Below are 26,122 nucleotides of genomic sequence, written 5' to 3' on the forward strand. Positions count from 1 at the left end.
CAATAAGACCCCTAATGCGCCATCGTCAATCCTTGCGCATGGGTTCGCATAGCTCACGCTTATGGAAGCGTCTTGCGTTCATATCCCTGCCGATGGCAGGAGAGCAACGGTCTCGAACGCAATCCCTGCCCGTGTCGGCGTCGGTGTGGCACGTTTGCCGTTGCGTATACGACACAATGCTGCGGGAGGCGGATCCGCTATCTTCTCTTCCGGCAGGGCCATTCACCCACCGAGGAGGCATCGATGAGCAACGCCACCACCGCCCTCGCGGCACGGGTGGCCGAACCGGCGGCCAATGAGGACGATGCCGCATCGGCGTCGTGGTGCCCGCGCGCCGACGGAAGCGCCGTCGACGATCCGCTGCTCGACAGCCTCGTCGCCCTCGCCCGGCTGCTCGATCGTCCTGCAAGCGCCCAGGCCCTGACGGCCGGCCTCCCGCTCGTACAGGGCCGGCTCACGCCCGAGCTGTTCCCCCGTGCCGCGGCACGGGCGGGTCTCAGCGCCCGGCTCCTGCGCCGTCCGCTCGAGGCGATCGACCCGCTGGCACTGCCTTGCGTGCTGCTGCTCGTGGGCCGGCAGGCCTGCGTTCTCCTCCGCCTCGCGGACGACCGGGCTCTCGTCGTCCTGCCGGAAACGGGCCTGGGCGGGATGGAGCTGCCGCTGCCGGAGCTCGCGGCGCGCTACACGGGTCATGCCTTCTTCGCCCGGCCCGAGCTCGCCCGCCCGGCCCGTGCAGGCGAGCTCCAGGAAGAGCGCCGAGGCCACTGGTTCTGGGGCACCGTGCTCAGGCAGTGGCCGGTCTACGGCGAGGTGGCGTTGGCCGCCGTTCTGATCAACCTGTTCGCGCTCGCGAGCCCTCTGTTCGTGATGAACGTTTACGACCGCGTGGTGCCGAACAACGCGATCGAGACCTTGTGGGTGCTCGCCATCGGCGCGCTCATCGTGTTCGGGTTCGACTTCCTGCTCAAGGTCCTGCGCGGCTATTTCGTCGACGTCGCCGGTCGGGCGAGCGACATGAAGCTCGCGAGCGCCGTGTTCGAGCAGGTCATGGGGCTCAGGCTCGTGGCGAAGCCCGCCTCGGCCGGGGTGCTCGCGAACAACCTGCGCGAGCTCGAGACCATACGCGACTTCTTCTCCTCGGCCTCGATCACGGCACTCGTCGACCTCCCGTTCCTTCTTCTGTTCATCGCCGCCATCTGGCTGATCGGCGGCCGGGTGGCGGTGGTACCGGCCACGGCCGTGCCGCTCGTCCTGGGTGCGGGCCTCCTCCTCCAGCTTCCCCTGAACCGGGCCGTGCGCACGAGCCTGCGGCAGTCGGCGCAGAAGCACGGCGTCCTGGTCGAGGCCATCAACGGGCTCGAGACCATCAAGAGCATCGGTGCCGAAGGCCGCCTTCAGGCCGCCTGGGAGCGGCTCGTGGCCCTCTCGGCGCGCTCGGCCAATGTCTCGCGCTTCTTCTCCACGCTCACCGTCCACCTCACGAGCCTCGCCTCGAACCTGGTCACGGTAGGGGTCGTCATCGTCGGCGTGTACGACATCGCCGCCGGGCGGCTCACCACGGGTGCGCTCGTTGCCTGCAGCATTCTCTCCGGCCGCGCCATGGCGCCCCTGGCACAGGTGGCGGGCGTGCTCAGCCGCTACCATCAGGCCAAGGGGGCGCTCGATCATCTCGACGCCGTGATGCGCCTGCCCGTCGAGCGGCCGCCCGAGCGGCGGTTCCTGCATCGGCCGCGGCTCGAGGGCGAGATCGAGCTCAAGAACGTCACCTTCACCTATCCGGGTCAGAAGCTGCCGGCCCTCGTCGACGTCTCGTTCCGCGTGCGCCGAGGCGAGCGGGTGGGCCTGATCGGCCGGGTGGGCTCGGGCAAGACCACGATCGAAAAGCTGATCCTGGGGCTGCACGAACCCGACAGCGGGTTCGTCCTCGTCGATGGGACCGAGCTGCGTCAGATCGACCCTGCCGACCTGCGCCGCAACATCGGCTGCGTGCCGCAGGACGTGTTCCTGTTCCAGGGTACTTTGCGCGAGAACATCGCCCTGGGCGCGCCGCACGCGGACGATGCCGCCATCCTGCGCGCGGCCAGGATCGCCGGTGTCGACGATTTCGCGCGCCGTCATCCTCTGGGCTACGATCTGCCGATCGGCGAGCGCGGCGACACGCTCTCGGGTGGCCAGCGCCAAGCGATCGCGGTGGCGAGAGCGCTCCTGCTCGACCCGCCGATCCTCGTCCTCGACGAGCCCACGAGCTCCATGGACAACACGGCCGAGAGCCGGCTCAAGGCGCGGCTCGCCGAGGAGCTTGCCGGCCGCACGCTTCTTCTGATCACGCACCGCGTCTCGCTGCTTTCGCTGGTCGACCGGCTGATCGTGCTCGACGGCGGCCGGGTGGTCGTCGACGGACCGCGCGAGCAGGTGCTCGCCATGCTGGCCGAAGCGCAGGCCAAAGGGAGCCGGTGACGATGACCGCTGCAACCGCCCGCTTCCGGCGCCGCCGCTTCTGGAGTCCGGACGATGCCGATTTCCTTGTCGGCGCCGCTGCCGCCGACCGGCTGCGGCCACGCGGCATGGCCCACGTGCTGCTCTTCACCGTGCTCCTGTTCTTCGTCGTGTTCCTGCTCTGGGCGCGCTGGGCGCGCCTCGACGAGGTCACGCGCGGCGAGGCCAAGGTGATTCCCTCGCGTCAGGTGCAGGTCGTGCAGAACCTGGAAGGCGGCATCGTCGCCGCCATGCTCGTCCGCGAGGGCGAGATCGTCGACGAAGGCCAGGTGCTGGCCAGGATCGACAATATCCGCGCGGCCAGCGACTACCGCGAGAAGCGGGCGCGCTTCCTCGCCCTCCTCGCCGCCTCGGCCAGGCTCCGCGCCGAGATCGACGGCAAGGCGGCCCCGGTCTTCCCGCCCGAGGTCGAGGCGGAAGCACCCGGCCTCGCCGAGAACGAGCGGGCCCTCTTCCGCTCCCGCCAGGACAAACTCGCGACCGAGCTCGAGATCCTGCGCCGCCAGGCCGAGCAGCGGCAGCAGGAGCTCGTCGAGCTCAAGAGCCGGCTGGTCCAGACCGAGCGTTCCTTCGCGCTCGCGAGCCAGGAGCTCGACCTCATGCAGAGCGTGGGCGGCGGCCAGCGCGTCGTGCCCAAGGGCGATCTCCTCCGGCTGCAGCGGCAGGTGAGCGATCTCAAGGGCGAGCTCGAGCAGGCGCGGCTCGCCATTCCCCGCGCCGAGACCGCGCTCCGCGAGGCGGGCAAGCGGATCGAGAACGCGACCAGCACCTTCCGCTCCGACGCACAGCGCGAGCTGAACGCGATCGAAGCCGAAATGGCGGGCCTCAAGGAAGTGGTGACGGCGGGCGAGGACCGGGTACGCCGCACCGAGGTCCGCTCGCCCGTGCGCGGCACGATCAAGACGATCAAGGTCAACACGATCGGTGGCGTGGTCCAGCCCGGCGCGGATCTGATCGAGATCGTCCCGCTCGAGGACACGCTCCTCGTCGAGGCGCAGATCCGCCCGGCCGACATCGCCTTCCTCTCGCCGGGCCTGCCGGCGAAGGTGAAGATCACGGCCTACGACTTCTCGATCTATGGCGGGCTCGAGGGGGTGGTCGAGGACATCAGCGCCGATACCATCACCAACGAGCGCGGCGAGAGCTTCTATCGGGTCCGGGTGCGCACCGAGCGCAACCATCTCGGCACGGAAGAGAAGCCCTTACGGATCATCCCCGGAATGACGGCCCAGGTCGACGTTCTCACCGGCCAGAAAACCGTGCTCGACTACCTCCTGAAGCCGATCCTGAAGGCAAGGGCGCGGGCACTGACCGAGCGCTGAGTCACGAGCGCTGTCACGCAATGCAGAGCGCGAGGAGGACAGGCAGCGCCAGGAGCACGAGCCAGACACCGGCGGCCCAGAAGACGTCGTCCAGATCCATCGCTCCCTCCTCGCTCGATATGGCCGGGCCTCCGGCATGTTGTCGTTGGTCGCACCCATCGCTATGAGCGCCGTTCCGGCGCTTCGGGTCAAGAGGAACCGACCGGCGCCCGCCGGACGGGCGTTTCGACTTCCACCGGGACCGGGCTTGACGTAAAGGTCAGCCGGATGACGTCGAGGCAGAGGTCGGCAGCAACAGAGACGGGTCGGGAGCGATGGACGAGCCTCTCTTCACGGTGGGCGAGCTCGCGAGCGAGCTGCAGGTCACACCCAGGGCACTCCGCTTCTACGAGGATCGCGGCCTGATCCAGCCCCGCCGCGCCGGACAGAACCGGATCTACAGCCGCCGCGATCGGGCGCGGCTGATCCTGATCCTGCGCGGCAAGCGCCTGGGCTTCTCGTTGGCCGAGATCAAGGAGTGGCTCGACCTCTACGATGCCGACCCGATGCAGGTGGCCCAGACCCGCCACCTTGCGCGGCGCATCGAGGCCCGTCTGCGCCAGCTCGAGCAGCAGCACCGCGATCTCGAGGCGACACTCGCCGATCTGCGCGCGATCAAGGCCCAGGTCGATGCTCACCTCACCGCGACGGGCGCTCTCGACGGTCATGGCGTCGAGAGCACCACGATGCCGGTCCGGCGCAAACTTCGGGAAAGCCAGGCCCGCCACTCGGTCTGACGGGCCGGCCCATGCCGCTGCCGGTTGTCAGCGCGCCCCCGGTCGGATGACCTCCGGCGGCGTGCGCGACAGTGTGGCGAGATTCTCGTCGATTGCCCGGAACAGGCCCCAGGTCTCGCCATAGTTCAGGGGATAGCCGGGACAGCCGGCGTCGACGTCGCGCTGCCGCGCATGGATATAGTCGGTCCAGGCCTTCGTCGCCGGCCGACGATGATGGAAGTCGTGGCAGGGCGCATCCCCGACCAGGACGAACACCCGCACGAAGAGCTGGACGGTCAGCATGTTGAGCCACCACGCCGCCCAGGCGAGAAAGCCGGCGAGCGTGCCCGCGGAAGCGGCAGGCGGCACGACGCCGGGGAACACGCCTGCCGTCGCCCGGCAGACGAACTCGCGGCCGCGCGCTGCGATCAGCGCCGGCTCGGGGAAGCGGTGCTCGCAGAGGATCCGACCGACGGTCGCCACCTGCAGGAGCAGGGTGACCGGCAGCACCCAGAGGACCAGGAACGCGACGAGCCGGCCCGAAGCGGCGCTGAGCACGAACGCGGTGAGCCAGGCCGCGATGCCGACGTGGTTGTGGAGGGTATCCGGCGAGCACAGCGACGCACGCAGGCGCCGCAGCAGGAAGCGCAGGTGGAAGGCGGGCGAGAACACCACGTTGACGAGCACCCGGCGCCAGAGCTCGCGCTTGGGCAGGCCCGGCGCCAGCCGGCACATCTCGAGGACGAAATCGGCGAACTCGTCCTCCTCGGTCAGGAGCTTTCTCGCATTGTGGTGGAGCATGTGCTCGCGCCGGTAGGCGTCGAAATGCTTGAACAGCAGGAGCGCCGAGATCAGCCGTCCGACGTTCCGGTTGTGCTCGGGCTTCGCGAACACGGTGCCGTGCGAGCAGTGATGGAACACCACGACCTGGAACAGGCCCAGACCCGAACTCGTGACGACGAGCGAGATCGGCAGCAGCACCGCGGCGAGCGGGGGGGCCGAATCGAGCGCCAGCACGCCCAGCGCCACGCCGACCACGAGCCACAAGAGTGCCTCGCTGACATAGGTCCAGGCCGGCCGGCTGCGCTCCGCCTCGCCCGGCGCCGGCCGCGCCGTCAGCCAAGTGAGGAACGGCTGAACCGCCATGGGCAGGCGGGCCGCCATGAGGGCGCGCGGGTCGCGGCGATCGGTCGCTCCTGCGTCCGACAGTGCCGCTGATGGCGCTGCGATAGCAGTATGAGCCATGATGATATCCTCCTGGTTGGAAGACTCGTTGCGTCCGCTCTTTTCCCGGCATGGACGAGTGATCCGGGCCGGGCGGTGGATGCACGCAGGTTAGGACTCGGTTCGGGTCTTGCTCAGCTCATGAGCATCCATCGACTCCTCCCGAGGGCTGGTCGGCTTGGCCAAGACCGAGACAGGCCGGACGACCATTTCTTATAATGACTATACAAGTCTCTTTGCGATTTAGCTGTTTTATCCTAATATGCCGATTATTCCATCTCTCCCTTGCGCGGCATGATGCGATCTTCCCCGGGGAACGAAGAGCTGGACGAGCGGCGCCGGCTCTGTTCAGCTATCCGCACGGCAACCGCGCGACGCCATCATCGTCGCGCCCACATATCGAGCTGGAGGGATCGACCGCTTGCCCGCGAAGCAGTCTCCGGCGAGCACGTCCGAGATGCTTATCCGGCTGCGGAAGCTGGAGCGGGAGGCCGCCTTGCTGCGGCAGGCTCTCGGGCAGACAGCATCGTCGGGCACAGCCTCCGAGCCGGCCGGAACGACAGAGGATGCCGCCCGCCTGCTCGACAGGCTGGGGCACCGGTTCAAGAACACCCTCGTCCTGATCCAGGCCACGGCCTGGCAGACCGCCTTGGGTGCGGTCGACGTTCAAGACTTCCTGAAGCTGTTCGACGGTCGACTGCGCGCGATCGCCGCGGCCAGCGACGTCCTCGCCAGAAACGGCTGGGGCAGCTTCCCGCTCGGGGAGCTCGTCCGCGCCGTCCTGGAGGAGCACGAGGAAACCACGCGCAGCCGGATCCGGATCGAGATCGGAGACCTGCCGCCTCTCCTGCCCGAGGCGGCCCAGAATCTGGCGCTCGCCCTGCACGAGCTGACGACGAACGCGCTCGAGCATGGGGCGCTGTCGGTGCCGGGCGGGTCCGTGCGGCTCGAGAGCCGAATCGAGGGCGAGGAACTCGTGGTGGTCTGGCGGGAAGCAGACGGCCCGCGCGTCGTCCCGCCGACACGGCAGGGCTTCGGCCTGGTCCTGCTCGATCGCGTCGTGGCACGCCGCTATGCCGGCCGGGCGATCATGGATTGGGAACGGAGTGGCCTGATCTGCACCTTGCGAATACCGGGCTCCCGGATCCTGGATCGCCCGGCCGGGAGGCCGGCCACTTCCTAGCCGTCGCCGGATGCGGACTCGCGAGCGAGCGCTCGGGCCAGCATCTGGAGCAGGCGGTCCTGCCGGTAGGGCTTGGGCAGGCGCGGAACGTCCTTGTGCCGCGCCGGTATGACGGAATCGGTCGCATAGCCGGTGGCGAAGATGAACGGCACGCCCTGCTCCCGCAGCATGTCCGCTACGGGAAAGACCGGCTCGTCGGCGACGTTGACGTCGAGCACCGCCGCATCGATCCGCTCGGATCCCGCCAGGAAGAGCGCCTCCGGCACCGTCGTGGCCGGCCCGACGGGCTCGGCGCCGACGCCCTTCAGGATGCGCTCGAGCGTCATCGTCAGCATCAGCTCGTCCTCGACCACCAGCACGCGGGTTCCAGCCAGCACATCCTCGCGCACGCTATCCCTGACGCGCTGGCGGGCCGGTATCCGCGGCGCCATGGCGGCCGCAGGAGGCGAGATCCGTGCCAGCGGATATTCCAGCTCGCAACGCAAGCCCGCCGTTTCGAACGAAAGCCGTGCCGCACCGTTCAGATCGCGCGCGGCCGCCCGCTCGATCAGCGTGGTGCCGAATCCCCGGCGGACCGGCGGGGTCACGCTCGGTCCGCCGCTCTCGCGCCAGACCAACCGCAGCGTCGGGCCGCCGGCATGGACCTGCCGCGACCAGGAGAGGTCGACTCTCCCCTCCGGCACGCTGAGCGAGCCATACTTCACGGCGTTGGTGGTGAGCTCGTGCAGGATGAGGCTCAGCGACAGGGCCGCACGCGGGTTCAGGGGCTGCCGCTCGCCAGCGATCCGCACCCGGTCCGCCACCGCATAGGGCCGCATCTCCTCCTCGACGAGATCGCCGAGATCAGCGCTGCGCCAGCGCGCGTCCGTCAGGAGATCGTGGGTCCGCGCCATGGCCGCGATGCGACCGGCAAGAGCCTCCGCCAGCTCTTCCGGCGACCCGGCCTCGGCCGCGCTGCAGCCGACCATGGCCTCGATGGTGGCGAGGATGTTCTTCACGCGATGGTTGAGCTCGTCCATGAGCAGGATCTGCGCCTCCTCGGCGCGCCTGCGGGCGAGCACGTCGAGATAGACGGAAAGACCGCCCTCGATCAGCTCCTGATCCCCCGGCTCGAACGGCCGGCTGACGTTGGCCTCGAGCCGGTTGCCGATGATGAGCGCATAGCCGGTCGAGCGGTCATAGGCCCAGAGCACGTAGGGTAGCTGCAGGATGCCGGTCAGCTCGTAGGCTGGTGATTCGAGCGGCGTCTGGGCCGTGGTGAAGAAGAACGAAGGCGGATCGGGCACGACGCTCACGGCGAGCGGCTGCTCGCCGAGGCCGATGGCGCGCAGCACGGTGAAGCGGCCGCTGCCGACGGGACTCTCGGACAGGAGGGCCGCCCGGTCGCACATCGTGTTGTCGACGATGATCTCGAGGACCGGCCCGGCGAGCTCGTCCGAAGGCACGCCGGTGTCGGCCAGGCGGTGGGCCTCGCGGATCAGCTTGGCCACGGTCCGGCTGCGGCGCGCCTCGCGGAACGCGCTGCTCTGTTCTTCCTGCAGGCGGAGCAGCCGCGCGCCGAGATCGTTGCATTCCCGCCGGTAGTAGGCGAGCTCCCGCTCGAGCCGGCCGAGCGTGGCGGCGTGCGACGGGCTCAGCGGACGCGTCATCGCCGTCGCAGCACGGTGAGCACGCCCGTCCAGTCGAGCGGGCGGCTGTAGCCGGCGAAGGGAGCGATCTCGACACCCGAATAGAAGCCGAGCAGAGGCGCAGCAGAATCCAGCGCCTCTCGTACCAGATCGGCCTCCTCGATCGGAGCGCCGCTGCGCGCGCTCGCCCGCCCGGCGCAGTCGATGTAGAGCCCGAGCAGCATCTCCTGGCCGGCGATCGCCCGGTTGATGGCGGCGACACCGCTGCGCACGCTGTCCAACATCAGGGCGTTGTCGCGGCTCATGATCTGGACGCGCGTGCCGCGCCGGAAATCGGGCTCGAAGAGCGTGATCGAGCCCGTGGCGCGGTCGGTCCGCAGGATCAGCCGGTTGACGTAGCTGTTCTCGTCGTAAGGACCGTAAGGATCGCCCTGCTTCTCGCCGAGGGTCGCGATCAGCGACAGATCCTCCCCCCCTCCTTTCCCGAGCGAGATGCCCAGCATCCGCTCGATCACCGCGAGCGCCGGCTCGCCGTCGAGCTCGTAGACCTCGGCGCCGTCGATCCGGGTGATCTTCATGAAGGTGCTGACCGGCCGGCAGCCGTGCAGGATCGCGGTCTCGTCGACGACGGCGGACGGGAAAACCAGAGCCGCGGCGGCGTGCTTAGCCACCCCGGCTCCATCGAAGATCCAGCTATCGGACAGGTTCATGTCGGTCAGCGTGCCGCCGCCGATCAGGCGCACCGAACGCCGGCCCAGCCCGGCCTGCACGCCCTCGACGATGGCGCTGGCCGGATGCAGCCGAAGCGGTGCCGTGCTCGCGACGCTGTCGTAGAGCATGAGGACGGTCGCACCCTCGCTCGCCGTCTCGGCGATGCGCGCCCCCAGCTCGCGCCCGAGCGCGCGTTCGTTCTGCCGCGGCCCTCGCACCGCCACGATCCGGGGTGCCACGGCCGGATCGGAAAAAGCAGCGAGGCCGAGCTCGAGGCCGCTGTAGCCGAAGCCCTCGCGCCAGATCACGCCCGCGGCCGAGCCGCCCACGATCGGCACGTCCGGCCCGAACGCGCCGCGGAGCGCCGAGAGCATGACGGCAGGATCGTGCTTGCCGCCGCAGAAGGCCAGAAGCACGCACGGACGGGTCACGCCGAGAGTCCGGCGGCACTGCTCCACCGCCTCCCGTGCCGATGCGTGCTTGCCGTACGCGACGCGTATCATCGTTGCATCGCCGCCTCCCGTCCATTTGTGCTCATATCGCAGTATAGCAACCGCGATTCAACGCGCAGATGTCGCGATCCGTGACAGGGGCGAACCCGATGAGAAGCATGGGAGCCTTCGCGAGGTCGTCGGACGTATCGGCCTCGCCGCCGAAGCGACCGCGGATGGCGCCAGGAGCCTCCGTGCCTTGCACCGGCCCCGGCTTCGCCACGACGGGGCGAGGCTCGCCCTTTCGAGGAGCGCCGCCTACGCGCCACGACTCGACGCGCAGGCGACCAAGGGCGATCAGCCTGTCGGCTCGGATGCTCTCGCTGGCGCGCTCCACATCAGCAGGGCCGACACGGAGCAAAGAATGACCGCGGCACCGGCCGATTGGGTCAGGGTCAGCCGCTCGCCGAGGAGAACGTAAGCCGAGGTGATGCCGAAAACGGGGATGAGGTTCAGGAAGCCACCCGCAATGGCGGCCGGAACGGACCGCAGGCCCGTCAGGTAGAACCAGAAAGCAGCGGCGTAATACATCAGGCCGGAGACGGCACCCCCGAGCCATTCGCTCCGCGACGGCACCAGCACGGGCTCGCCATCGGTCCGGTGCAACGTCACGGACCAGAGCGCCACAGCCCAGAGCAAACCCGCGCTTTGCTGCAAGGCGACGGTGAACAGGAGATCGGCGCTCGGTGCCACCTTCCGCGACAGCACCGTGTAAAGCGCACAGCAGAGTACGCCTCCCAAGATCAGAACGTCGCCGCATCGATCACCCGCGACACCTGCTCCTTCGGGGAAGCCGCTCACCAGAAGAACGCCGCCAGCCGCCGTGGCCGTCACGACCAGGAGGCGGATCGTCAGCGGCTCGCGGAGCACCAGCCAAGCCATGACGACGATCAAGGCCGGTTCGGCCGCCCATAGCAGGGTGGCCACGCTCGCGGTCGTCCGCGCGAGCCCGAGCATGCTCAGGGTGTAGGAAAGGCCTGGGTTCAAGCACCCCATCAGCGCCACGGCGAGCAGCCCGTACCGTTGCACAGGCCGGGCACCGCGAGCGAAAACGAGGAGCCACAGCAGAAGCACGCTCGGTGCGAGCTGAACGACGAGGAGCGTGATCGGCGGGACGGATGCCAGTAGCTTCTTGCTGATGACCGTGGCGACGCCCCAGAAGGCGCTTGCCAGAACGAGCGATGCAATCGGCGAGATGCCGAACGAGCACCGGGACATGACGGCTCTCCGGATGAGAACGCGTGGGCGGACGGCGGTGAGGACGATGCGCAGCGCGCCGAGCAGGCGCGGCGAGCGTCGTCATCGCAGTTGTCGTACCCAGGTTTGCGGAGAGGCCGATGGATCATGCGTGCCGGTCCTCGGGCTCGGCCTTTTAGCACGGTCCGGCCGCGATGGTGCTCTAAAAATGAAGTCCGCTGCCGCGAGCCGGGCTGCATGCAAGCAGGTGCGCGAGCCGCTGACGCTCCGAACCGGCGATGTCGATGCGTTCGACCAGGGCATGCCCCAAGGAATCGCCCGGGCATATCGGGAACGAGCGGCCGTGACCCTGGCGCGCCGACCTCCGCCGAGCGCGCCGAGCACCGAGCCGCATCGGCACCGAGCCGGTCGGTCCCGACCGGCTCGGTGCCGCCGTTCAGCACGACTGCGCGGCTCCCCGCTCGTACCAGCGACGCGAGCGCATCACGAGCCGTACCACGGACAGCATCACCGGCACCTCGACCAGCACACCCACGACGGTGGCCAGGGCAGCGCCGCTTTGGAAGCCGAACAGGGCGATGGCGGCGGCGACGGCCAGCTCGAAGAAGTTCGAGGCCCCGATCAGGGCCGACGGTCCGGCGACGCAGTGCGCCTCGCCCAGCCAGCGGTTCAGCAGGTACGCCAGCCCGGCGTTGAAGTAGACCTGAATGGTGATCGGCACCGCCAGCAGCAGGATCACGAGCGGCTGCTCGATGATCTGCTGGCCCTGGAAGCCGAACAGCAGCACGAGCGTCGCCAGCAGCGCCAGCAACGAGGCCGGCTGCAGCGCCTTGAGCGTCCGCGCCAGCGCCGCCGCGCCGCCGCGCGCGAGGAGCGAGCGCCGCCAGACCTGAGCCACCGCCACGGGGATCACGATGTACAGCACCACCGAAAGCAGCAGCGTCTCCCAGGGCACCGTGATCGACGACAGGCCCAGCAGCAGCGCCACGATGGGCGCGAACGCGAAGACCATGATCGTGTCGTTCAGCGCCACTTGCGACAGCGTGAAATGCGGCTCGCCGTCGGTCAGGTTGCTCCAGACGAACACCATCGCCGTGCAGGGTGCCGCAGCCAGCAGGATCAGGCCCGCGATGTAGCTGTCGATCTGCTCGGCCGGAAGCAGAGGGCGGAACAGCCAGCCGACGAACAGCCAGCCCAAGAGCGCCATCGAGAACGGCTTCACCAGCCAGTTCACCCCGACGGTGACAGCGATCCCGCGCCAGTGCTCGGTGACGCGGTGGAGCGCGCCGAAGTCGATCTTGAGCAGCATCGGCACGATCATGAGCCAGATCAGCACCGCCACCGGCAGGTTCACCTGGGCCACGTTCGCGCGCCCGAGCGCCTGGAACGGACCGGGCAGCAGGCGGCCGAGGACGATCCCGGCGACGATGCACAGCGCCACCCAGACCGACAGGTAGCGCTCGAACGTGCCGAGCGTCGCGGCCGGGCGCAGCGGCCGGTCGGTGGCCTGCGCGCCGGTGGCGGCACCTGGGCGTGCCCGGGTCATCATCGTATCCACGTCGTTCATGCAATCGGCCATTAATTCGATGATTTGCGAATCATCGAAAACATGGTCCATGTCAACAGCTTTCTCCCGCCCGGCTCGACCTTCCGTCGCGCCAGCTCACCCGCACACCGCCATACGCTGCGGGCGGTCTTTTCGACGATCATCGAAACAGTGTTGACAAGAGCCATTTTTTCGATGATTCTCCAATCATGGAATCATCACTCGAACCTATGAGCGACGAGAAGGCGGTCGCGGCGCTGGCGGCGCTGGCACAGGAGACGCGCCTTCGCATTTTCCGGCTGCTCGTGACCGCCGGACCGAACGGCCTGACGGCGGGCGAGATCGCCGAGCAGCTCGGCGTCGTCGCGTCCACGCTGAGCCACCATCTGCGGGAGCTGAAGCAGGCGGGGCTTCTTCGTTCCACGCGCATGGAACGGAACATCATCTACGCCACCGATTACGAGGGCACCCGGCGGCTGCTAGCCTTCCTCGTGGAGGACTGCTGCCGCGGCCACCCGAGCCTTTGCGGCAGCGGCTTTGCCATGCCTGCGTGCCCGCCCGACGATCCCACCGGCAACGAGCAGGAAGCCGACGATGAAGCGCTTTCACGTCCATGTTGCGGTTGATGACCTCGCCACGGCCGTGCGATTCTACAGCACGCTGTTCGCGGCCGAGCCGACGGTTCTGAAGCCCGACTATGCCAAGTGGATGCTCGACGACCCGCGCATGAACTTCGCGATCAGTGCGCGCGGGGCCGCCGTGGGCGTCGAGCATCTCGGCATCCAGGTCGAGGACGAGGCCGAGCTGCACGAGGTCTATGACCGGCTGGTGGCCGCCGACCGGCCGGTGCTGGAGGAGGGCCACACGACCTGCTGCTACGCGCAGTCGGAGAAGTCGTGGGTGACCGACCCCGCGGGCATCCCGTGGGAAGTGTTCCGCAGCTACGGCGCGAGCGCGGTCTACGGCGGCGGCGAGATCGCCGAAGGCGGCCGGAACGCGCAGCCCCGCTTTCCCGCGTCGGTCTGCTGCACCTCCGAGAGCAAGCCCGAGCGGCCCGCCACGCGGGCCTGCTGCACCCCGGCGGCTTGAGGTCCGGGGGAGCGCCATGACGCCCGACCGCGTCTACAACGTGCTGTTCTTGTGCACGCACAACTCGGCCAGGAGCATCATGGCCGAGTGCATCCTGAACCGCGAGGGCCGGGGCCGCTTCCGGGCGTTCAGCGCGGGCAGCCGGCCCTCGGGCCGGATCAACCCGTTCGTGCGCGACCTGCTGGAACGGCTGGGATTCGACACCGCGGACCTGCGTTCGAAGAGCTGGGACGAGCTTGCCCGGCCGGACGCGCCGAAGATGGACTTCGTCTTCACGGTCTGCGACAGCGCCGCCGGGGAGGTCTGCCCGGTGTGGCCGGGCCAGCCCATCACGGGGCACTGGAGCTTTCCCGACCCGTCGAGTTTCGAGGGCAGCGACGCCGAGAAGGCGGCGTTCACGGCGGGCGTGTTCCGCATGATCCAGCGCCGGGTCGGCATCTTCGCCAGCCTGCCCATCGGCTCGCTCGACCGGACGAGCCTTCAGCGGCGGCTTCGCGATCTGGACCGGCCTACGGCCCGTGAGGCGACGGCGGCGCCGCCGTCGTCACCGCAGGCCGCGCCTCCCGATCTCACACCAGATAGCCGAGATCAGATCCGGCCGAAGGATAGGCGCTGACGAAATTCTTCAGGGCATCAGCCCCCAGGCCGTTGCGCATGGCGAGCGCGAACAGGTTGATCGCTTCGACGCTTTCCGGGCCGAGCAGGTGCGCGCCGACGATCCGCCCGGTGTTCTTCTCGACCAGCACTTTGGCCGCCGCGTGGGTCTCGCCGACGCGCTGCACCGTGTACCAGCCGCGCATATCGGTGAATTTCACCTCGACATCGAGTCCCTGCGCCTTCGCCTCTTCTTCCAGCAGTCCGACCCTGGCCAGCGCCGGGATGGTGAATACGGCACTTGGCACGCCCGTGTAGTCCGGGGTCGCGTGATTGCCCTGAAGCAGATTCGCCGCCACCACCTTGCCTTCCAGGCTCGATACCGGCGTCAGCGGCGGCCCGGCCGTGGCGGCGGCATCGCCCGCGGCGTAGACGGCGGGATTGGAGGTGCTCTGCAGATGCTCGTTCACCTCGACGCCGCGCTTGCCCGCGCGCACCTCGCCCGCCGCAAGGTCCAGCTCGTCGATGGCGGGTATCCGGCCCGCGCCGTGCACCACCAGCTCGGCCTCGAAAGCGCGCCTCGTGCCGCCGACCGAGGCCCATACCCGCAGGCCGGCCTCATCCCTCTCGACCGCTTCGACCGTGGCACGGGTATGCAGATCGATACCGATGGCACGCGAGCGTTCGACCAACAGACCGGCCAGATCGGGATCGAAGGCGGTCAGCGGACGCGGGCCGCGCGTCAGCACCGTGACCCCGGCATCCGTGCGTGCCGCCATGTGTGCGAACTCGAAAGAGATGTAGCCGCCACCGATGAACAGCACCCGCCGCGGCAGGTGCTCCAGCTCCAGAAACTGGTCGCTCGTCGTCACCAGCGCCTCGCCAGGAATCCCGAGCGGGCGCGGCTTCATGCCGGTCGCGATCACGATCCGGCGGCCCTGGAGCCGGTCATCGCCGACGGCAATGGTCGTCTGGTCGAGGAAGCGGGCCGTGCCGTGGAAGGTGGCGATGCCCTGTTCCGCGAACCCGCGCTCCCGTTTTGCCGGGACCGGATCGGTGAAGCCGCGCTTGTGCGTCTGAAGGGCTGCCCAGTCGATATGCAGCCCGTCCGGTGCGATGCCCCGGCCCTCCATCCGCCTTGCCGCATCCACGATCTCCGGGCCTCGCCGAAGCATCTTCTTCGGATCGCAACCGCGCAGGGCGCAGGTGCCCCCGTAAGGCCGGTTGTCGATCACGGCGACCGACCAGCCCGCCTTGCGACACCGGTTCGCGACGACCCCGGCCGCCGTGCCGGTGCCGATGACGACAAGGTCGTAGCTCTTGGTCATGATGAACGTGCCCTATGGCGCAGATACCGGTCCCAAAGCGCTTCCGACACAAACCACAGGAGGGCTGCACCTGCGGCAATCCCCCCCCCCGTGCCACATCCACCCATGCCGGTCGAGTGGGAAAAGCCCGACACCGTGGAGAAAGACGGCCATGGGCATCATCTCTCGTTCCTATCCCGTGCAGCATGCGCTTGGCTGTCCCATCTTGCGCGCCTCCTGGACGGGCGGGCACGGCACCGAGCCGTACGAGCAGAACACGCAGCAGTCGCCGGGTTTGGGCCGCAGCAGCGCGCCGCAGCCCTTGCAATCGTAGAAGAACTGGCAGGCGTCGGTCGGCATCACCTCGGTATGCCGATGCCCGCAATGCGGGCAAGTGATGGTGGATTGCAGCTCGCTCATGCCGTGCGTCGCCTTCTCCAAAGCGCGTAAGCCGTGATGCCGACAACCCCCGCCAGCGCAGGAAGCGGCGCGACATCCAGCCAGCCCACGCTGGCCGAGAGGCCGACCGCACCGAGCAGGGCCACGAGAACGGGCGTGAAGCAGCACGGGGCGGCGATCACGCTGCCGAGAATGCCGGTGCACAGGAGGGCCGCATCGGTCATCTCAGCTTCCCGCTCCGGCGGGCCGGGCCGGAAAGCCGGCGTTCGCGCTGGCCGCCGCCACGGCCTCGACCGTCGTCCTGGTGTCATCGAAGGTGACGACCGCCGCCTTGTGCTCGAAAGAGACCGCGACATTGCTGACACCGGGCACGGCCGCCATGACCTTGTGCACGATGTAAGGGCAGGCGGCGCAGTCCATGTTCTCGACCGCGAGCGTAACCGTCCGTTCGGCTGCGTCCCCGGCGGCGGGCAGCAGGCCCAGGGCGGTGATGGCCAGGATCGGGATGCGCCTCATCGAGCTATCCTCCTGTGGCTTCAGACCCCGAACAGGCGGGGTGCGACGTAGGGGAAGGCCAGAGCCGCCGCGACCAGTGCGGTCGCAACCCAGAGCGTCGCCTTTACCCACCGCTGCGGCAGTGGCCGGGCGCAGGCGGCGGTGCCGTCCGTACAGGCCCGCCTCGGCCTGCCGTAGACGAGCCAGAACCCGTAGCCGAGCAGCGCGAGCGTGATCGCCACGAAGATCGGCTGATAAGGTGCCAGCGCCGTCAGGTTACCGATCCACGCGCCGCCGATACCGAGGCTGAACAGCGCCAACGGCAGGAGACAGCACGATGCCGCCGCCAGCGCGCCGAGCAGCCCGCCGGCCGCCGCCAGCTCCTGCCGCCCGGCCGTGCCGGTCGTTCCGGTCATCCGCCCGCCGATCGTCTTCAGGGTATCGCTCTGTTCGTCCATGGCTACGGCTTGCATCCCGGCTTTGCTGCTGATAAGCAGCCTAGGACCTGTAGCGGCTACAGGTTCAAGGGGGAAATTTGCGGGTGGGTCGGGAGCTGACCATCGGTACGCTGTCCAGGCGCAGCGGCGTCAACATCGAGACGATCCGCTACTACGAGCGGATCGGCCTTCTGCCCGCGCCGCCGCGCAGCCAGGGTGGCCACCGCCTCTATAGCGGCGAACACCTCGAGCGGCTGGTGTTCATCCGGCGCGGGCGCGAGCTGGGCTTCACCCTCGACGAGATCCGCGATCTGCTGGGTCTGATGGTGGGCAAACATACCTGCGGCGAGGTGCAGACCATGGCGCTCGCTCACCTGGATGACATCCGGGCCAAGATCGCCGACCTGCGCCGGATGGAGCGGATGCTCGCCGCCACCATCGCCCGATGCCAGGGTGGTGGCAGATCGGAGTGCCCCATCCTGGATGCTCTGGCTGGCGGCTGAAGCTGGCTCGCTCGACCGGACGAGCCTTCAGCGGCGGCTGCGCGATCTGGATCGCGCAGCCTGTGGTCGTTCGGTCTGAACGGTGCGCCGGCAGCCTCGCGGCCGTGATCGATGTGGCCCTCGGCTACCGTTCGTGGATGCGTGGTCGGGGTGGCCGGATTCGAACCAGCGACTTCTTGCTCCCAAAGCAAGCGCTCTACCAGCCTGAGCTACACCCCGGCGGGGGCCTCTTCTACGGCATGTCGTGGCCGTTCTGCAACCGTCGGACCTTGACGGCGCTGCCAGTTCCGCTTCTTTGCCGCCCATGCAGACCCCGCTCGTCTTCCTCCAGGGTCCCTGGAAGCTGTCCATGGGCCTGAACGCGCTCGACCCGGCCGACTGGCTGTGGCTGGACGAGCGCTTTTCCGCCGAGACCGCGGCGCGCGCGGCCCTCGTGGCCGAGCGGGCGCAGGAGGTCCATGCCATGCTGCCGGAAGCGGAGCCCGCCGCGCGCGAGCTTCTGGCGCTGGTGCTGGACCACCTCGTCCGATACGCTCCCGAGCGCGCGCCGGCGAGCCTTCCTCCGGACCTTCCGCCGCTCGTGGCCCTTGCGACCCTCGCCCAGGAGGATTTCTGCCTGATGCAGAAACGGACGGACGGTCGCTACGCGCTCACCGGCGCCATCCTGTGCTTCCCGTCGCACTGGCATCTGCACGAGAAGCTGGGCCGGCCGATGGCGGAGATCCACGCGCCCGTGCCGGGCTTCGGCGCGCGGCTGGGTGGGGCGGCCGACCGGTTCATGGCGAGCATCCAGCCCGACCGGCCGGTGTGGCGCGCGAACTGGACGCTGGTCGAGAGCCCCGAGCTGTTCCATCCGCACCCGCGCGAGCCGATCCCGGACCTCTCGGCCGAGAACGTCGGCTCCCGCCTATGGCTGCGCGTGGAGCGGCAGACTCTGCGCCGCCTGCCCGAGACCCGGGCCGTGGTGTTCACCATCCGCACCCTGGTCGAGCCGCTCGCCGAGGTCGTGCACCGGCCCGGGGTCGCCGCCGCCATGGCGGCGCGGATCCGCGAGATGGATGACGCCATGGCCGCCTACAAGGGCCTGCCGGCCTTCCGTGGGCCGCTCCTCGCCTGGCTCGACCGGCTGGCCGAGGAGCCCCGGCACGCGCTCGCGCAAGAGCAGCCCGCCCTCGGGCGGCAGCACGGCACCCCCTAGCGCCGTGTATTGCAGCCGGGCGGGATCCTCGCCCGGCATCACGACGCTGGCGGGTGCCACCTCGAAGCCGTGCTGCGCGTAGTAGGCGGGATCGCCGACGAGAAAGACGAGCCGGTGGCCCAGGGCCTCGGCCTTGGCGAGACTCGCCTGCAGAAGCGCCCGGCCGATGCCCTGGCCGCGCCGGGCGGGGTCGATCGCGAGCGGACCCAGCAGGAGCGCCGGCCGGTCACCGAGCCGGATCGGCCAGTAGCGGATGGCGCCCACGAGCCGCCCCGCCTCGCGCGCGACGAGGCACAGCTCGGCCAAAGGCGCCATGCCGACCCGGTAGCGGTAGGAGATCTTGCGGAAGCGGTCGGGGCCGAAGGAGAGGTCGAGCAGGATCTCGATGGCGGGCGCGTCGAGCGGGCCTTCGGGGGCGATGACGAGCAATGCAGGGTCTCCAGGTGGACGGTTCCTGACCGTCACCCGTGCCCTGCCGACCCCGTGGCTGCTCCTCAGTCGGCGAGCGCACGGATGACGCGCGCGCGGCAACGGCAACGCGCGCGTCGTCGTCGGTCGATGGCGAAGGCGGCCGATTCGTGCAGGCTCAGCATCATGCTTCGGTGCATAACAGACGGGTGGCGCGTGTCAATTCAGATGGCGCCCTCGCCCGGTATCGGCTCGGGCTGGCGCTCTTCGGGATTGCTCGCCACGGCCTGCGGCCAGGGCAGGCCGCGCAGCTCGAGTGCTCGGCGCAGAATCCAGTCCACGGTGGGAAATGCCAGCGAGTCCCAGGGGATCTCAGACCAGCCCACGAGCCGCACCTCGAGGCTCTCCGGCCCCGGCGCCACGTTCTCGTCGAGCAGGCGCGCCCGGTAGAGGAGCTGGACCTGGTCGATTCGCTTGACGCTGTAGACCGCGAGCAGGCCCTGGATCTCGATCCGGGCGCGCGCCTCCTCCCAGGCCTCGCGCCTCGCCCCCTCCTCGGCGGTTTCGCCCAGCTCCAGGTAGCCGGCCGGGATGGTCCAGAAGCCCGCCCGCGGCGGGATCGCCCGCCGGCACAGGAGCAGCCGGTCCCCGAGCGTGCACACGCTGCCGACGACGATCTTCGGGTTGTGGTAGTGCACGGTCCCGCAGGCCGTACACACGTGACGATCCCGGTCGTCGCCCTCGGGGCGGCGCAACTCGACCGCGGCACCACAGCTCGGGCAGAAGCGCATCAGCCCGGCTCGCCCGACCCGGTGGCGGCAGGCGGCCGCCGGAACAGCGCCTCGGCGGCGCTGCGCACGTCGCGCTGGCGCGCGATCTCGGCCTCGACCCGCGCGATCTCGGCCTTGAGCTCGGCGATATAGGCCTCGAGGTCGGCCACCGACAGCGAGCGCAAGTCGCGGCGAACGCTCGTGGACGGCTTGGGCCTCGGCTCCTCCTCCATGCGTCCCTCCTTCACGGCTGGACCGTGCCGGGTGAGACTATGTCGCAGCCGAAGCCTCGGCAAGCGAGGGAGCCATCGGGCGAAAGGGCCTCGCCCGATGCCCACTCCTCCTTGCCCGACGGCCTCGGCAGCGCGGGTGACGCAGGCGTTCGGGCCGGGCGCACTCGACACTTCATGTGTTGGTTGCTGAAATCATCGGATTTCTCGAAATCGTTCGTGCAATTGCGCTTCGCAAGGTCGCCGCTGCCCGCAGCATGGCCATGTCGGGATTGATTCGGAATAATATCCTAGAAACTGCTCTCTGCGCAAGGCGGGCCGCCCGTGGCATCGCTTGCGTCCCTTCGCTCGGCGGCCCTACGGTTGCACCGCTTGACAAGCGACTGCGCGCGCGACCACTTCACCGCACCCGTCCGCCCCGCACCGTCACGCCACCTCCCGGAGGCCCACCTTGAGCGAAACCAGCAGGCGCTATTATCCCGTGTCCTGGGAGCAGCTCCACCGCGACGCCAAGGCGCTCGCCTGGCGCCTCGCCGAGAGCGGCCCGTTCAAGGGCATCGTCGCCATCACCCGCGGCGGACTCGTGCCCGCGCACATCATCGCCCGCGAGCTCGACATCCGCGTCATCGACACGATCTGCATCAGCTCCTACGACGAGGAGACCCAGGGTGATGCCAGCGTGCTGAAGTCGGTCGGCGGCGACGGCACGGGCTGGCTCATCATCGACGACCTGGTCGACACCGGAAAGACCGGCCGGATCGTACGCGAGATGCTGCCGAAGGCGCACTTCGCCACGGTCTACGCCAAGCCCGCCGGCCGGCCGGTGGTCGACACCTTCGTCACCGAGGTGAGCCAGGACACCTGGATCCTGTTCCCCTGGGACACCGAGCCCCAGTACGCGAAGCCGATCGCGAAGGCACGGGCGGGCGAGACCGTCGTGCCCTGAGGCTCGGAGCGCTCCTCAGGTGAGCGCCCAGGTGACGCCGAAATCGGGGTCGACGCTGTCGGCAGCGGCACCCTTGCCGTGATGGTCGACCTCGCGCCGGGCGACGATCGTGACGACACCCGGCACGTCCTCGGCCAGAACGGTGCAGCCGCCGTCGGGCAGATGCTCGCTCACCGCGAGCCTGCAGCCCAGCTCGCCCGAGGCCCGCTCCAGGGCCGGCCCGATCATCGCCGCCCGCTCGCCGTCGTTCCGCTCCGCATCGAAGAAGCCCTCGCCGCGCAACGCTGCCGTGATCGCATCGCAGACCTGAACGATCGTCGTCGCCATCGCCATTGTCCGTCGCCTCCCAGAAAGGTTGCCCGACGTGATCCGTCCAGCAACGGGCGGCACCGGCTCACAGGCTCTTCACGACTTCGTGAACGGATCGCCTGTCTTCGGCCATGCCCGCCGGCACGCGGGCTCATAGACCGCGGAACCTACGGCCATACCAGGATTTGACCCGCCACGAGCCCGCGCGGTGTTGCGCGCGAGGCGTGAACAGCCTTAGCTCACCGGAACGCCCTGCGACGCAAAAAGCCGTGATGCGATGCCCGCCACCCATGCCCTGATCAACCTTCTCGGCGAGGTAGCCCTTCTGCTCTGGGGCATCCACATGGTCCGGGGCGGCGTCATGAACGCCTTCGGCAGCAGCCTGCGCCGCGCGCTCGGGGCCTGCCTGCGCAACCGGCTCGCGGCCTGCCTCGCCGGCGCAGGCGTGACGCTCACCCTCCAGAGCAGCACCGCCACGGCCATGATGGCGACCTCGTTCCTCTCGGGCGGGGTGATCGACCTCGTGCCGGCGCTAGCGGTGATGCTGGGCGCCAATCTCGGCACGGCGCTGGCCGCCCGGCTGCTCGCGTTCGACGTGGCGCTGGTCTTTCCCGTCCTCCTGCTTGCGGGCTATCTCCTGTTCAAGGCCGTCACCCGCTCGGATCTCAGGAATCTCGCCAAGGCTCTGATCGGGCTCGGCCTCGTCCTCCTGGCGCTCCATCTCCTGGTCGATACGATCGCTCCCGGCGCCATCGCACCCGAGGCGAGAGAGCTTCTCGCCACCCTGACGCGCGAGCCCCTGCCCGATCTGGTGCTGGCCGCGGCCGTCGCCTGGGCGGCGCATTCGAGCCTCGCGGTCGTGCTCGTCATCGCCTCGCTCGCCGGGGCCGGCATCCTGGCACCCGAGCCGGCGCTCGCCATGGTGCTGGGTGCCAATCTCGGCAGCGCCCTCAATCCTCTGAGCGCCGCTCACGGCGACCGGGCGGCGCTCCGCCTGCCGCTCGGCAATCTGCTCAACCGGTTGATCGGCTGCGCCATAGCGATGCCGTTCCTGCCCGAGATCGAGGGCTTGCTGCGGCCCTTCTCGTCCGGGCCGGGCCGGCTCGCGGTCGATTTCCACCTGCTGTTCAACGCCGCTCTGGCCGTGCTCTTCCTCCTGCCGCTGCCGTTGATCGCACGGGCGCTGGAGCGCGCTCTGCCCAGTCGGCCGAACCCGGCCGATCCCGGCAACCCGCTCTATCTCGATCCGGACGCGCTGCACACCCCGGCGGTAGCGCTGGCCAACGCCGAGCGCGAGACGCTGCGGATGGCCGACGTGGTCGAGGCCATGCTGCGGGATTCGCAGAGCCTCCTCTCCCGCGACGACGAGGCCCTGGTGGCCGGCGTGCGCCGGATGGACGACGTGCTGGACCGGCTGCGCCGCGCGATCGAGCTCTATCTCAGCGCCCTCGACCGGAGCGGGCTCGACCCGCAGCAGCGGCAGCGCCTGGCGCAGATCCAGGTGGTGGCGCTCAACCTCGAGCATGCCGGCGACATCGTCGACAAGGGGCTGATGCCGCTCGCCGCCAAGCGCATCCGGCGGCGGCTGCGCTTCGGCGAAGAGGAGCTGACCCAGGCGCGGGCGGTGCACGCGCATCTTTTGAGCCAGCTCCGGCTCGCGGTGGCAGTGTTCATGGCCGACGACCTGCAGGCGGCGATCCGCCTCGTCGAGGAGAAGGAGGGCCTGCGCGAGCTCGAACGGAGCGCCACCGCCGGCCATTACGCACGGCTGCGCGAGAACGGTGGTACGGCGGCCGAGACGGGGGCGCTCCATCTCGACGTGATCCGCGACCTCAAGCGGATCGAGGCGCATCTCGCCGCTACCGCTCACCCGCTCCTCGAGCGCCGCAACCTGCTGCGCCGCAGCCGGCTCGTGCCGGTGGAGAAGACGGCGGGCGATTCTTAGGCCCGTTCTTGCGCAAGCGGGAAGCGGCGCTCCTACTGTTCACGCCAAGGTTGCTGCGCGAGCAGCGATCCAATAAGGAAGGTTCCCATGGCATCGCCGCAGCCGTCAGGGAAACGTTTCGGATGAGCCGAAGATCCACGCGGCATCGGCCAGACAGTGGACTGGTCCTTGGGCGAAGAACGATGCCCAGCACATGACCATCTGCAAGAATGCTTTCGGCTGTGAGCGGATAAGCGAGCTCCATGTCGTCGTCTGCGGCCGCAACGCCTCGATGGCCCCACCGAGAGAGGCCGCTTCGAATGGCGCAGCGACAAGACGAGCATCGCGGGCTCGAGAATCTTGTGCCCGGCCTGCGACGATCTGCTGGCGTACTTCGAGGCGAGGCTCGACGAGATCCGCGATAGCGGCTCCCAACGGCGAGAGCCACCGCCCCTACTGCCGCTCCATCAGCCTCTTGATCGCGTCTCGCGCGAGCCGGTCGGCGCGCTCGTTCTCGGCATGGCCGGCATGGCCCTTGAGCCAGCGCCATTCGACCCGGTGCCGCCGCTGCGCCGCATCCAGGCGCTCCCACAAGTCCTGGTTCTTCACGGGCTTCCTGTCGGCCGTGCGCCAGCCGCGCGCGCGCCAGCCCTCGAGCCAGGTCGTGATCCCCTGCCGGAGATACTCGCTGTCGGTCCAAAGGCGCACCCGCATCGGCCGCTTCAGCGCCTCCAGCGCCTCGATCGCGGCGGTGAGCTCCATGCGGTTGTTGGTGGTGAGCGGCTCGGCCCCGGAGAGCTCCTTCTCCCTGCCGTGCCAGCTCAGGATCGCTCCCCAGCCGCCGGGGCCGGGATTGCCGCTGCAGGCCCCGTCGGTGTGGATCTCGACGACGTCGTCTTCGTCCGCCATGCACGTGCCGCTCAGCCGAGGCCGTAGGCCCTAGGGCCGGCCACACCGCGGTGGAAGCGGAGCTTTCGCAGATACTCGCGCGGGTCCTTGGGCTTGACGAGCGCTCCTTCGACCTGGTGCAGCCAGTCGTAGAGCCGGGTCATGAGGAAGCGCAGCGCCGAGCCCCGCGCCAGCACCGGCAGGGCCGCGACCTCGTCGGGCGAGAGCGGCCGCCGCTGGCGGTAGCCCTGGAGCAGCGCCTTCGCCTTGGTCACGTTGAACGAGCCGTCCTGCTCGAAGCACCAGGCATTGAGGCAGATGGCGACGTCGTAGGCCAGAAGGTCGTTGCAGGCGAAGTAGAAGTCGATGATCCCGGTGACCTTGTCCCCCGCGAAGAAGACGTTGTCCGGGAACAGGTCGGCATGGATCACGCCCGCCGGCAGGTCGTTCGGCCAGAGCCGGGCGAGTTCCTCGAGCTCGGTCGCGATCTCGGCCTCGAGGCCGGGCAGGATCGCATCGGCCTTGCCGCGGCAGCCCGCGAACAGCGCCCGCCAGCCCGCGAACGAGAGCGCGTTCGGGCGGCGGAGCCCGAAGTCGGCGGCGGCGAGGTGCAAGGCCGCCAGCGCCTCGCCGAGCGCTGTGCAGTGCCCGGCCTCGATCCGCCGCGGCCAGCGCCCTTCGAGGAAGCTCACGATGGCGGCGGGCTTGCCGAGGATACGGCGCAGCGCCTGCCCGTCCCTGGCATGGACCGGGAGCGGACAGGGCAGCCCGTGCCGGGCGAGATGCTCCATGAGGCCGAGGAAGAACGGCAGATCGGCGGGATCGACCCGCTTCTCGTAGATCGTGAGGATGTAGCGGCCGCGCTCGGTCTCGAGCAGGAAGTTCGAGTTCTCGACCCCCTCGGTGATGCCCTTGAGGCTCCTTACGGCTCCGAGATCGTAGTCGGCGAGGAAGGCGTGCAGCGCCTCGGGTGGGACGTCGGTATAGACCGCCATGGCTGGCTCGGCGCTGTCTCGATGGGATCGTTGGCTGGAAGCGGAGGGTTCCTCAGGAGGCCTTCCTGAGCGGGATCGGCGGCACCTTGAACGAGACGTTCTCCTCGGTCAGGCGCACGTCCTCGACCGTGACGGCGAAGCGCTCGCGGCAGGCCGCGATCACCTGCTCGACCAGGATCTCGGGTGCCGAAGCGCCGGCCGAGAGACCGAGCGTCCTCACCCCTTCGAGCCAGCCCCAGTCGATGTCCTCGGCGGTGCCGATCAGCTCGGCCCGGGCACGGCCGTGCCGCTGCGCCACCTCGACGAGCCGCATCGAGTTCGAGGAGTTCCGGGCACCCACGATCAGGAACAGGTCGACCCTGGGGGCGATCGCCGCCACGGCCTGCTGCCGGTTGGTGGTGGCGTAGCAGATGTCCTCGTTGCGCGGCCCCGCGATCTGCGGGAAGCGGCGGCGCAAGGTCGCCACGATCTCGGCCGTGTCGGCGACCGAGAGCGTGGTCTGGGTGGAGTAGGCCACCCGCGCGGGATCGGGAACGCTCACGGCCTCCGCATCGGTCACGGTCTCGACCAGGAGCACCGAGCCCGGCGGCACCTGGCCCATCGTGCCGATCACCTCGGGATGGCCGGCATGGCCGATCAGGAGCACGGTGCGCCCGTCTTTGTGGTGCCGCTCGACCTCGCGGTGCACCTTCGAAACGAGGGGGCAGGTCGCATCGGCGAACAGCAGTCGGCGCCGGCGCGCCTCGGCCGGCACCTCCTTGGGCACGCCGTGGGCCGAGAACACGACGAGACCGTCGTCCGGCACCTCGTCGAGCTCGTCGACGAACACCGCCCCCATCGCCCTGAGCTCCTCGACCACGTAGCGGTTGTGCACGATCTCGTGCCGGACATAAACCGGCGGCCCGTGGCGGCGCAGCGCCTCCTTGACGATCGCGATGGCGCGGTCGACGCCGGCGCAGAAGCCGCGCGGGCGGGCGAGCAGGATCGTGAGCGGGGAGCGTGGACTGTCGGGCAAAGGCGAGGCTCTCGCGGAAGCTGGCGGGGAAAGGCGGTGCGGCAGCGTGCCTAGCACAAAGG

27 protein-coding genes, 1 tRNA gene and 1 pseudogene are annotated in these 26,122 nt (G+C 69.3%); 11 read left to right on the forward strand and 18 right to left on the reverse strand.

Going from position 1 to position 26,122, the window contains the following annotated elements:
* Positions 1 to 243: 243 nt before the first annotated feature.
* The 3 genes from U1T56_RS01850 (at position 244) to U1T56_RS01860 (ending at position 4,594) form a co-directional block, all read left to right on the forward strand.
* Positions 244 to 2,457 carry a type I secretion system permease/ATPase gene (locus tag U1T56_RS01850; RefSeq protein WP_418157720.1) on the forward strand — a complete coding sequence of 738 codons (2,214 nt, stop codon included), beginning with the start codon at positions 244 to 246 and terminating at the stop codon, positions 2,455 to 2,457.
* A gap of 2 nt (positions 2,458 to 2,459) precedes the next feature.
* Positions 2,460 to 3,818, forward strand: coding sequence for an HlyD family type I secretion periplasmic adaptor subunit (locus U1T56_RS01855; protein WP_418157721.1), 1,359 nt, complete (start codon positions 2,460 to 2,462; stop codon positions 3,816 to 3,818).
* 314 nt (positions 3,819 to 4,132) lie between these two features.
* Positions 4,133 to 4,594 carry a MerR family transcriptional regulator gene (locus U1T56_RS01860; RefSeq protein WP_418157722.1) on the forward strand — a complete coding sequence of 154 codons (462 nt, stop codon included), beginning with the start codon at positions 4,133 to 4,135 and terminating at the stop codon, positions 4,592 to 4,594.
* 27 nt (positions 4,595 to 4,621) lie between these two features.
* Here U1T56_RS01860 and U1T56_RS01865 read toward each other — a convergent pair whose 3' ends face one another.
* On the reverse strand, positions 4,622 to 5,818 hold the full coding sequence (locus tag U1T56_RS01865) for a fatty acid desaturase (RefSeq protein WP_418157723.1): 1,197 nt from the start codon (positions 5,816 to 5,818) through the stop codon (positions 4,622 to 4,624).
* A 475-nt stretch (positions 5,819 to 6,293) separates the two neighbouring features.
* On the opposite strand from U1T56_RS01865, the gene U1T56_RS01870 reads away from it, so the two are divergent.
* Entirely contained in the window at positions 6,294 to 6,980 is a 687-nt protein-coding gene (locus U1T56_RS01870) for a sensor histidine kinase (RefSeq protein WP_418157724.1), read from the forward strand.
* Here the strand turns inward: U1T56_RS01870 and U1T56_RS01875 are convergent.
* From U1T56_RS01875 to arsB, 4 genes are all read right to left on the reverse strand, one after another.
* Entirely contained in the window at positions 6,977 to 8,629 is a 1,653-nt protein-coding gene (locus tag U1T56_RS01875) for an HWE histidine kinase domain-containing protein (protein WP_418157725.1), read from the reverse strand. The two genes, U1T56_RS01870 and U1T56_RS01875, sit on opposite strands and share 4 nt — an antisense overlap.
* Positions 8,626 to 9,822, reverse strand: coding sequence for an FIST signal transduction protein (locus tag U1T56_RS01880; RefSeq protein ID WP_418157726.1), 1,197 nt, complete (start codon positions 9,820 to 9,822; stop codon positions 8,626 to 8,628). The genes U1T56_RS01875 and U1T56_RS01880 overlap by 4 nt, the downstream gene beginning before the upstream one ends.
* A 285-nt stretch (positions 9,823 to 10,107) precedes the next feature.
* Complete coding sequence (locus U1T56_RS01885) at positions 10,108 to 11,028, reverse strand: DMT family transporter (protein WP_418157727.1); 921 nt, start codon at positions 11,026 to 11,028, stop codon at positions 10,108 to 10,110.
* A gap of 415 nt (positions 11,029 to 11,443) precedes the next feature.
* On the reverse strand, positions 11,444 to 12,574 hold the full coding sequence (arsB, locus tag U1T56_RS01890; RefSeq protein ID WP_418157728.1) for an ACR3 family arsenite efflux transporter: 1,131 nt from the start codon (positions 12,572 to 12,574) through the stop codon (positions 11,444 to 11,446).
* Between the two features lie 209 nt (positions 12,575 to 12,783).
* On the opposite strand from arsB, the gene U1T56_RS01895 reads away from it, so the two are divergent.
* The 3 genes from U1T56_RS01895 to U1T56_RS01905 are packed head-to-tail and all read left to right on the forward strand — an operon-like array spanning position 12,784 to position 14,258.
* Positions 12,784 to 13,179, forward strand: a complete 396-nt coding sequence (locus U1T56_RS01895) for an ArsR/SmtB family transcription factor (RefSeq protein ID WP_418157729.1) — start codon at positions 12,784 to 12,786, stop codon at positions 13,177 to 13,179.
* Positions 13,148 to 13,642, forward strand: a complete 495-nt coding sequence (locus U1T56_RS01900) for an ArsI/CadI family heavy metal resistance metalloenzyme (RefSeq protein ID WP_418157730.1) — start codon at positions 13,148 to 13,150, stop codon at positions 13,640 to 13,642. The genes U1T56_RS01895 and U1T56_RS01900 overlap by 32 nt, the downstream gene beginning before the upstream one ends.
* 16 nt (positions 13,643 to 13,658) lie before the next feature.
* Positions 13,659 to 14,258 carry an arsenate reductase ArsC gene (locus tag U1T56_RS01905; RefSeq protein WP_418157731.1) on the forward strand — a complete coding sequence of 200 codons (600 nt, stop codon included), beginning with the start codon at positions 13,659 to 13,661 and terminating at the stop codon, positions 14,256 to 14,258.
* On the opposite strand, the gene U1T56_RS01910 is transcribed toward U1T56_RS01905, so the two are convergent.
* The 5 genes from U1T56_RS01910 to U1T56_RS01930 form a co-directional block, all read right to left on the reverse strand.
* Positions 14,212 to 15,564, reverse strand: coding sequence for a dihydrolipoyl dehydrogenase family protein (locus tag U1T56_RS01910; protein ID WP_418157732.1), 1,353 nt, complete (start codon positions 15,562 to 15,564; stop codon positions 14,212 to 14,214). The two genes, U1T56_RS01905 and U1T56_RS01910, sit on opposite strands and share 47 nt — an antisense overlap.
* Before the next feature lie 171 nt (positions 15,565 to 15,735).
* Positions 15,736 to 15,963, reverse strand: a complete 228-nt coding sequence (locus U1T56_RS01915; RefSeq protein ID WP_418157733.1) for a GDCCVxC domain-containing (seleno)protein — start codon at positions 15,961 to 15,963, stop codon at positions 15,736 to 15,738.
* A complete protein-coding gene (merF, locus tag U1T56_RS01920; RefSeq protein WP_418157734.1) occupies positions 15,960 to 16,166 on the reverse strand; it encodes a mercury resistance system transport protein MerF in 207 nt (68 codons plus the stop codon). The genes U1T56_RS01915 and merF overlap by 4 nt, the downstream gene beginning before the upstream one ends.
* A gap of 1 nt (position 16,167) precedes the next feature.
* Positions 16,168 to 16,458, reverse strand: a complete 291-nt coding sequence (locus U1T56_RS01925; RefSeq protein WP_418157735.1) for a cation transporter — start codon at positions 16,456 to 16,458, stop codon at positions 16,168 to 16,170.
* 20 nt (positions 16,459 to 16,478) lie between these two features.
* Positions 16,479 to 16,853 carry a mercuric transporter MerT family protein gene (locus U1T56_RS01930; RefSeq protein WP_418157840.1) on the reverse strand — a complete coding sequence of 125 codons (375 nt, stop codon included), beginning with the start codon at positions 16,851 to 16,853 and terminating at the stop codon, positions 16,479 to 16,481.
* Positions 16,854 to 16,978: 125 nt separating this feature from the next.
* On the opposite strand from U1T56_RS01930, the gene U1T56_RS01935 reads away from it, so the two are divergent.
* Positions 16,979 to 17,377, forward strand: a complete 399-nt coding sequence (locus U1T56_RS01935; RefSeq protein WP_418157736.1) for a MerR family transcriptional regulator — start codon at positions 16,979 to 16,981, stop codon at positions 17,375 to 17,377.
* A 142-nt stretch (positions 17,378 to 17,519) separates the two neighbouring features.
* Here the strand turns inward: U1T56_RS01935 and U1T56_RS01940 are convergent.
* Positions 17,520 to 17,596: transfer RNA gene (locus tag U1T56_RS01940), tRNA-Pro, on the reverse strand.
* 85 nt (positions 17,597 to 17,681) lie between these two features.
* Here U1T56_RS01940 and U1T56_RS01945 point away from each other — a divergent pair.
* Positions 17,682 to 18,575: a heme-dependent oxidative N-demethylase family protein gene (locus tag U1T56_RS01945; RefSeq protein WP_418157737.1), complete on the forward strand. Its 894-nt coding sequence runs from the start codon at positions 17,682 to 17,684 to the stop codon at positions 18,573 to 18,575.
* Positions 18,576 to 18,641: 66 nt separating this feature from the next.
* Here U1T56_RS01945 and U1T56_RS01950 read toward each other — a convergent pair.
* The 3 genes and pseudogenes from U1T56_RS01950 to U1T56_RS01960 form a co-directional block, all read right to left on the reverse strand.
* A pseudogene (locus U1T56_RS01950) lies at positions 18,642 to 18,890 on the reverse strand (GNAT family N-acetyltransferase); the annotation flags it as partial.
* 317 nt (positions 18,891 to 19,207) lie between these two features.
* On the reverse strand, positions 19,208 to 19,774 hold the full coding sequence (locus U1T56_RS01955) for an NUDIX hydrolase (protein ID WP_418157738.1): 567 nt from the start codon (positions 19,772 to 19,774) through the stop codon (positions 19,208 to 19,210).
* Complete coding sequence (locus U1T56_RS01960; RefSeq protein WP_418157739.1) at positions 19,774 to 19,986, reverse strand: DUF1192 domain-containing protein; 213 nt, start codon at positions 19,984 to 19,986, stop codon at positions 19,774 to 19,776. The genes U1T56_RS01955 and U1T56_RS01960 overlap by 1 nt, the downstream gene beginning before the upstream one ends.
* A gap of 448 nt (positions 19,987 to 20,434) precedes the next feature.
* Here U1T56_RS01960 and gpt point away from each other — a divergent pair, with 448 nt between their 5' ends.
* A complete protein-coding gene (gpt, locus tag U1T56_RS01965) occupies positions 20,435 to 20,929 on the forward strand; it encodes a xanthine phosphoribosyltransferase (protein ID WP_418157740.1) in 495 nt (164 codons plus the stop codon).
* Between the two features lie 15 nt (positions 20,930 to 20,944).
* Here gpt and U1T56_RS01970 read toward each other — a convergent pair whose 3' ends face one another.
* A complete protein-coding gene (locus U1T56_RS01970; protein ID WP_418157741.1) occupies positions 20,945 to 21,256 on the reverse strand; it encodes a hypothetical protein in 312 nt (103 codons plus the stop codon).
* Positions 21,257 to 21,515: 259 nt separating this feature from the next.
* On the opposite strand from U1T56_RS01970, the gene U1T56_RS01975 reads away from it, so the two are divergent.
* Positions 21,516 to 23,183: a Na/Pi cotransporter family protein gene (locus U1T56_RS01975; protein WP_418157742.1), complete on the forward strand. Its 1,668-nt coding sequence runs from the start codon at positions 21,516 to 21,518 to the stop codon at positions 23,181 to 23,183.
* A gap of 432 nt (positions 23,184 to 23,615) precedes the next feature.
* Here U1T56_RS01975 and rnhA read toward each other — a convergent pair whose 3' ends face one another.
* Genes rnhA through ispH form a run of 3 tightly spaced genes read right to left on the reverse strand, consistent with a single transcriptional unit; the run spans position 23,616 to position 26,105 of the window.
* Positions 23,616 to 24,071, reverse strand: a complete 456-nt coding sequence (rnhA, locus tag U1T56_RS01980; protein ID WP_418157743.1) for a ribonuclease HI — start codon at positions 24,069 to 24,071, stop codon at positions 23,616 to 23,618.
* An 11-nt stretch (positions 24,072 to 24,082) separates the two neighbouring features.
* The gene (locus U1T56_RS01985; protein ID WP_418157744.1) at positions 24,083 to 25,045 is read right to left on the reverse strand and encodes a homoserine kinase; all 963 of its coding nucleotides are present in this window, start codon (positions 25,043 to 25,045) and stop codon (positions 24,083 to 24,085) included.
* A gap of 52 nt (positions 25,046 to 25,097) precedes the next feature.
* Positions 25,098 to 26,105, reverse strand: a complete 1,008-nt coding sequence (gene ispH / locus U1T56_RS01990; protein WP_418157841.1) for a 4-hydroxy-3-methylbut-2-enyl diphosphate reductase — start codon at positions 26,103 to 26,105, stop codon at positions 25,098 to 25,100.
* Positions 26,106 to 26,122 lie beyond the last annotated feature (17 nt).

Source organism: Benzoatithermus flavus, assembly GCF_037908215.1.
Classification (GTDB): Bacteria; Pseudomonadota; Alphaproteobacteria; order Geminicoccales; family Geminicoccaceae; genus Benzoatithermus; species Benzoatithermus flavus.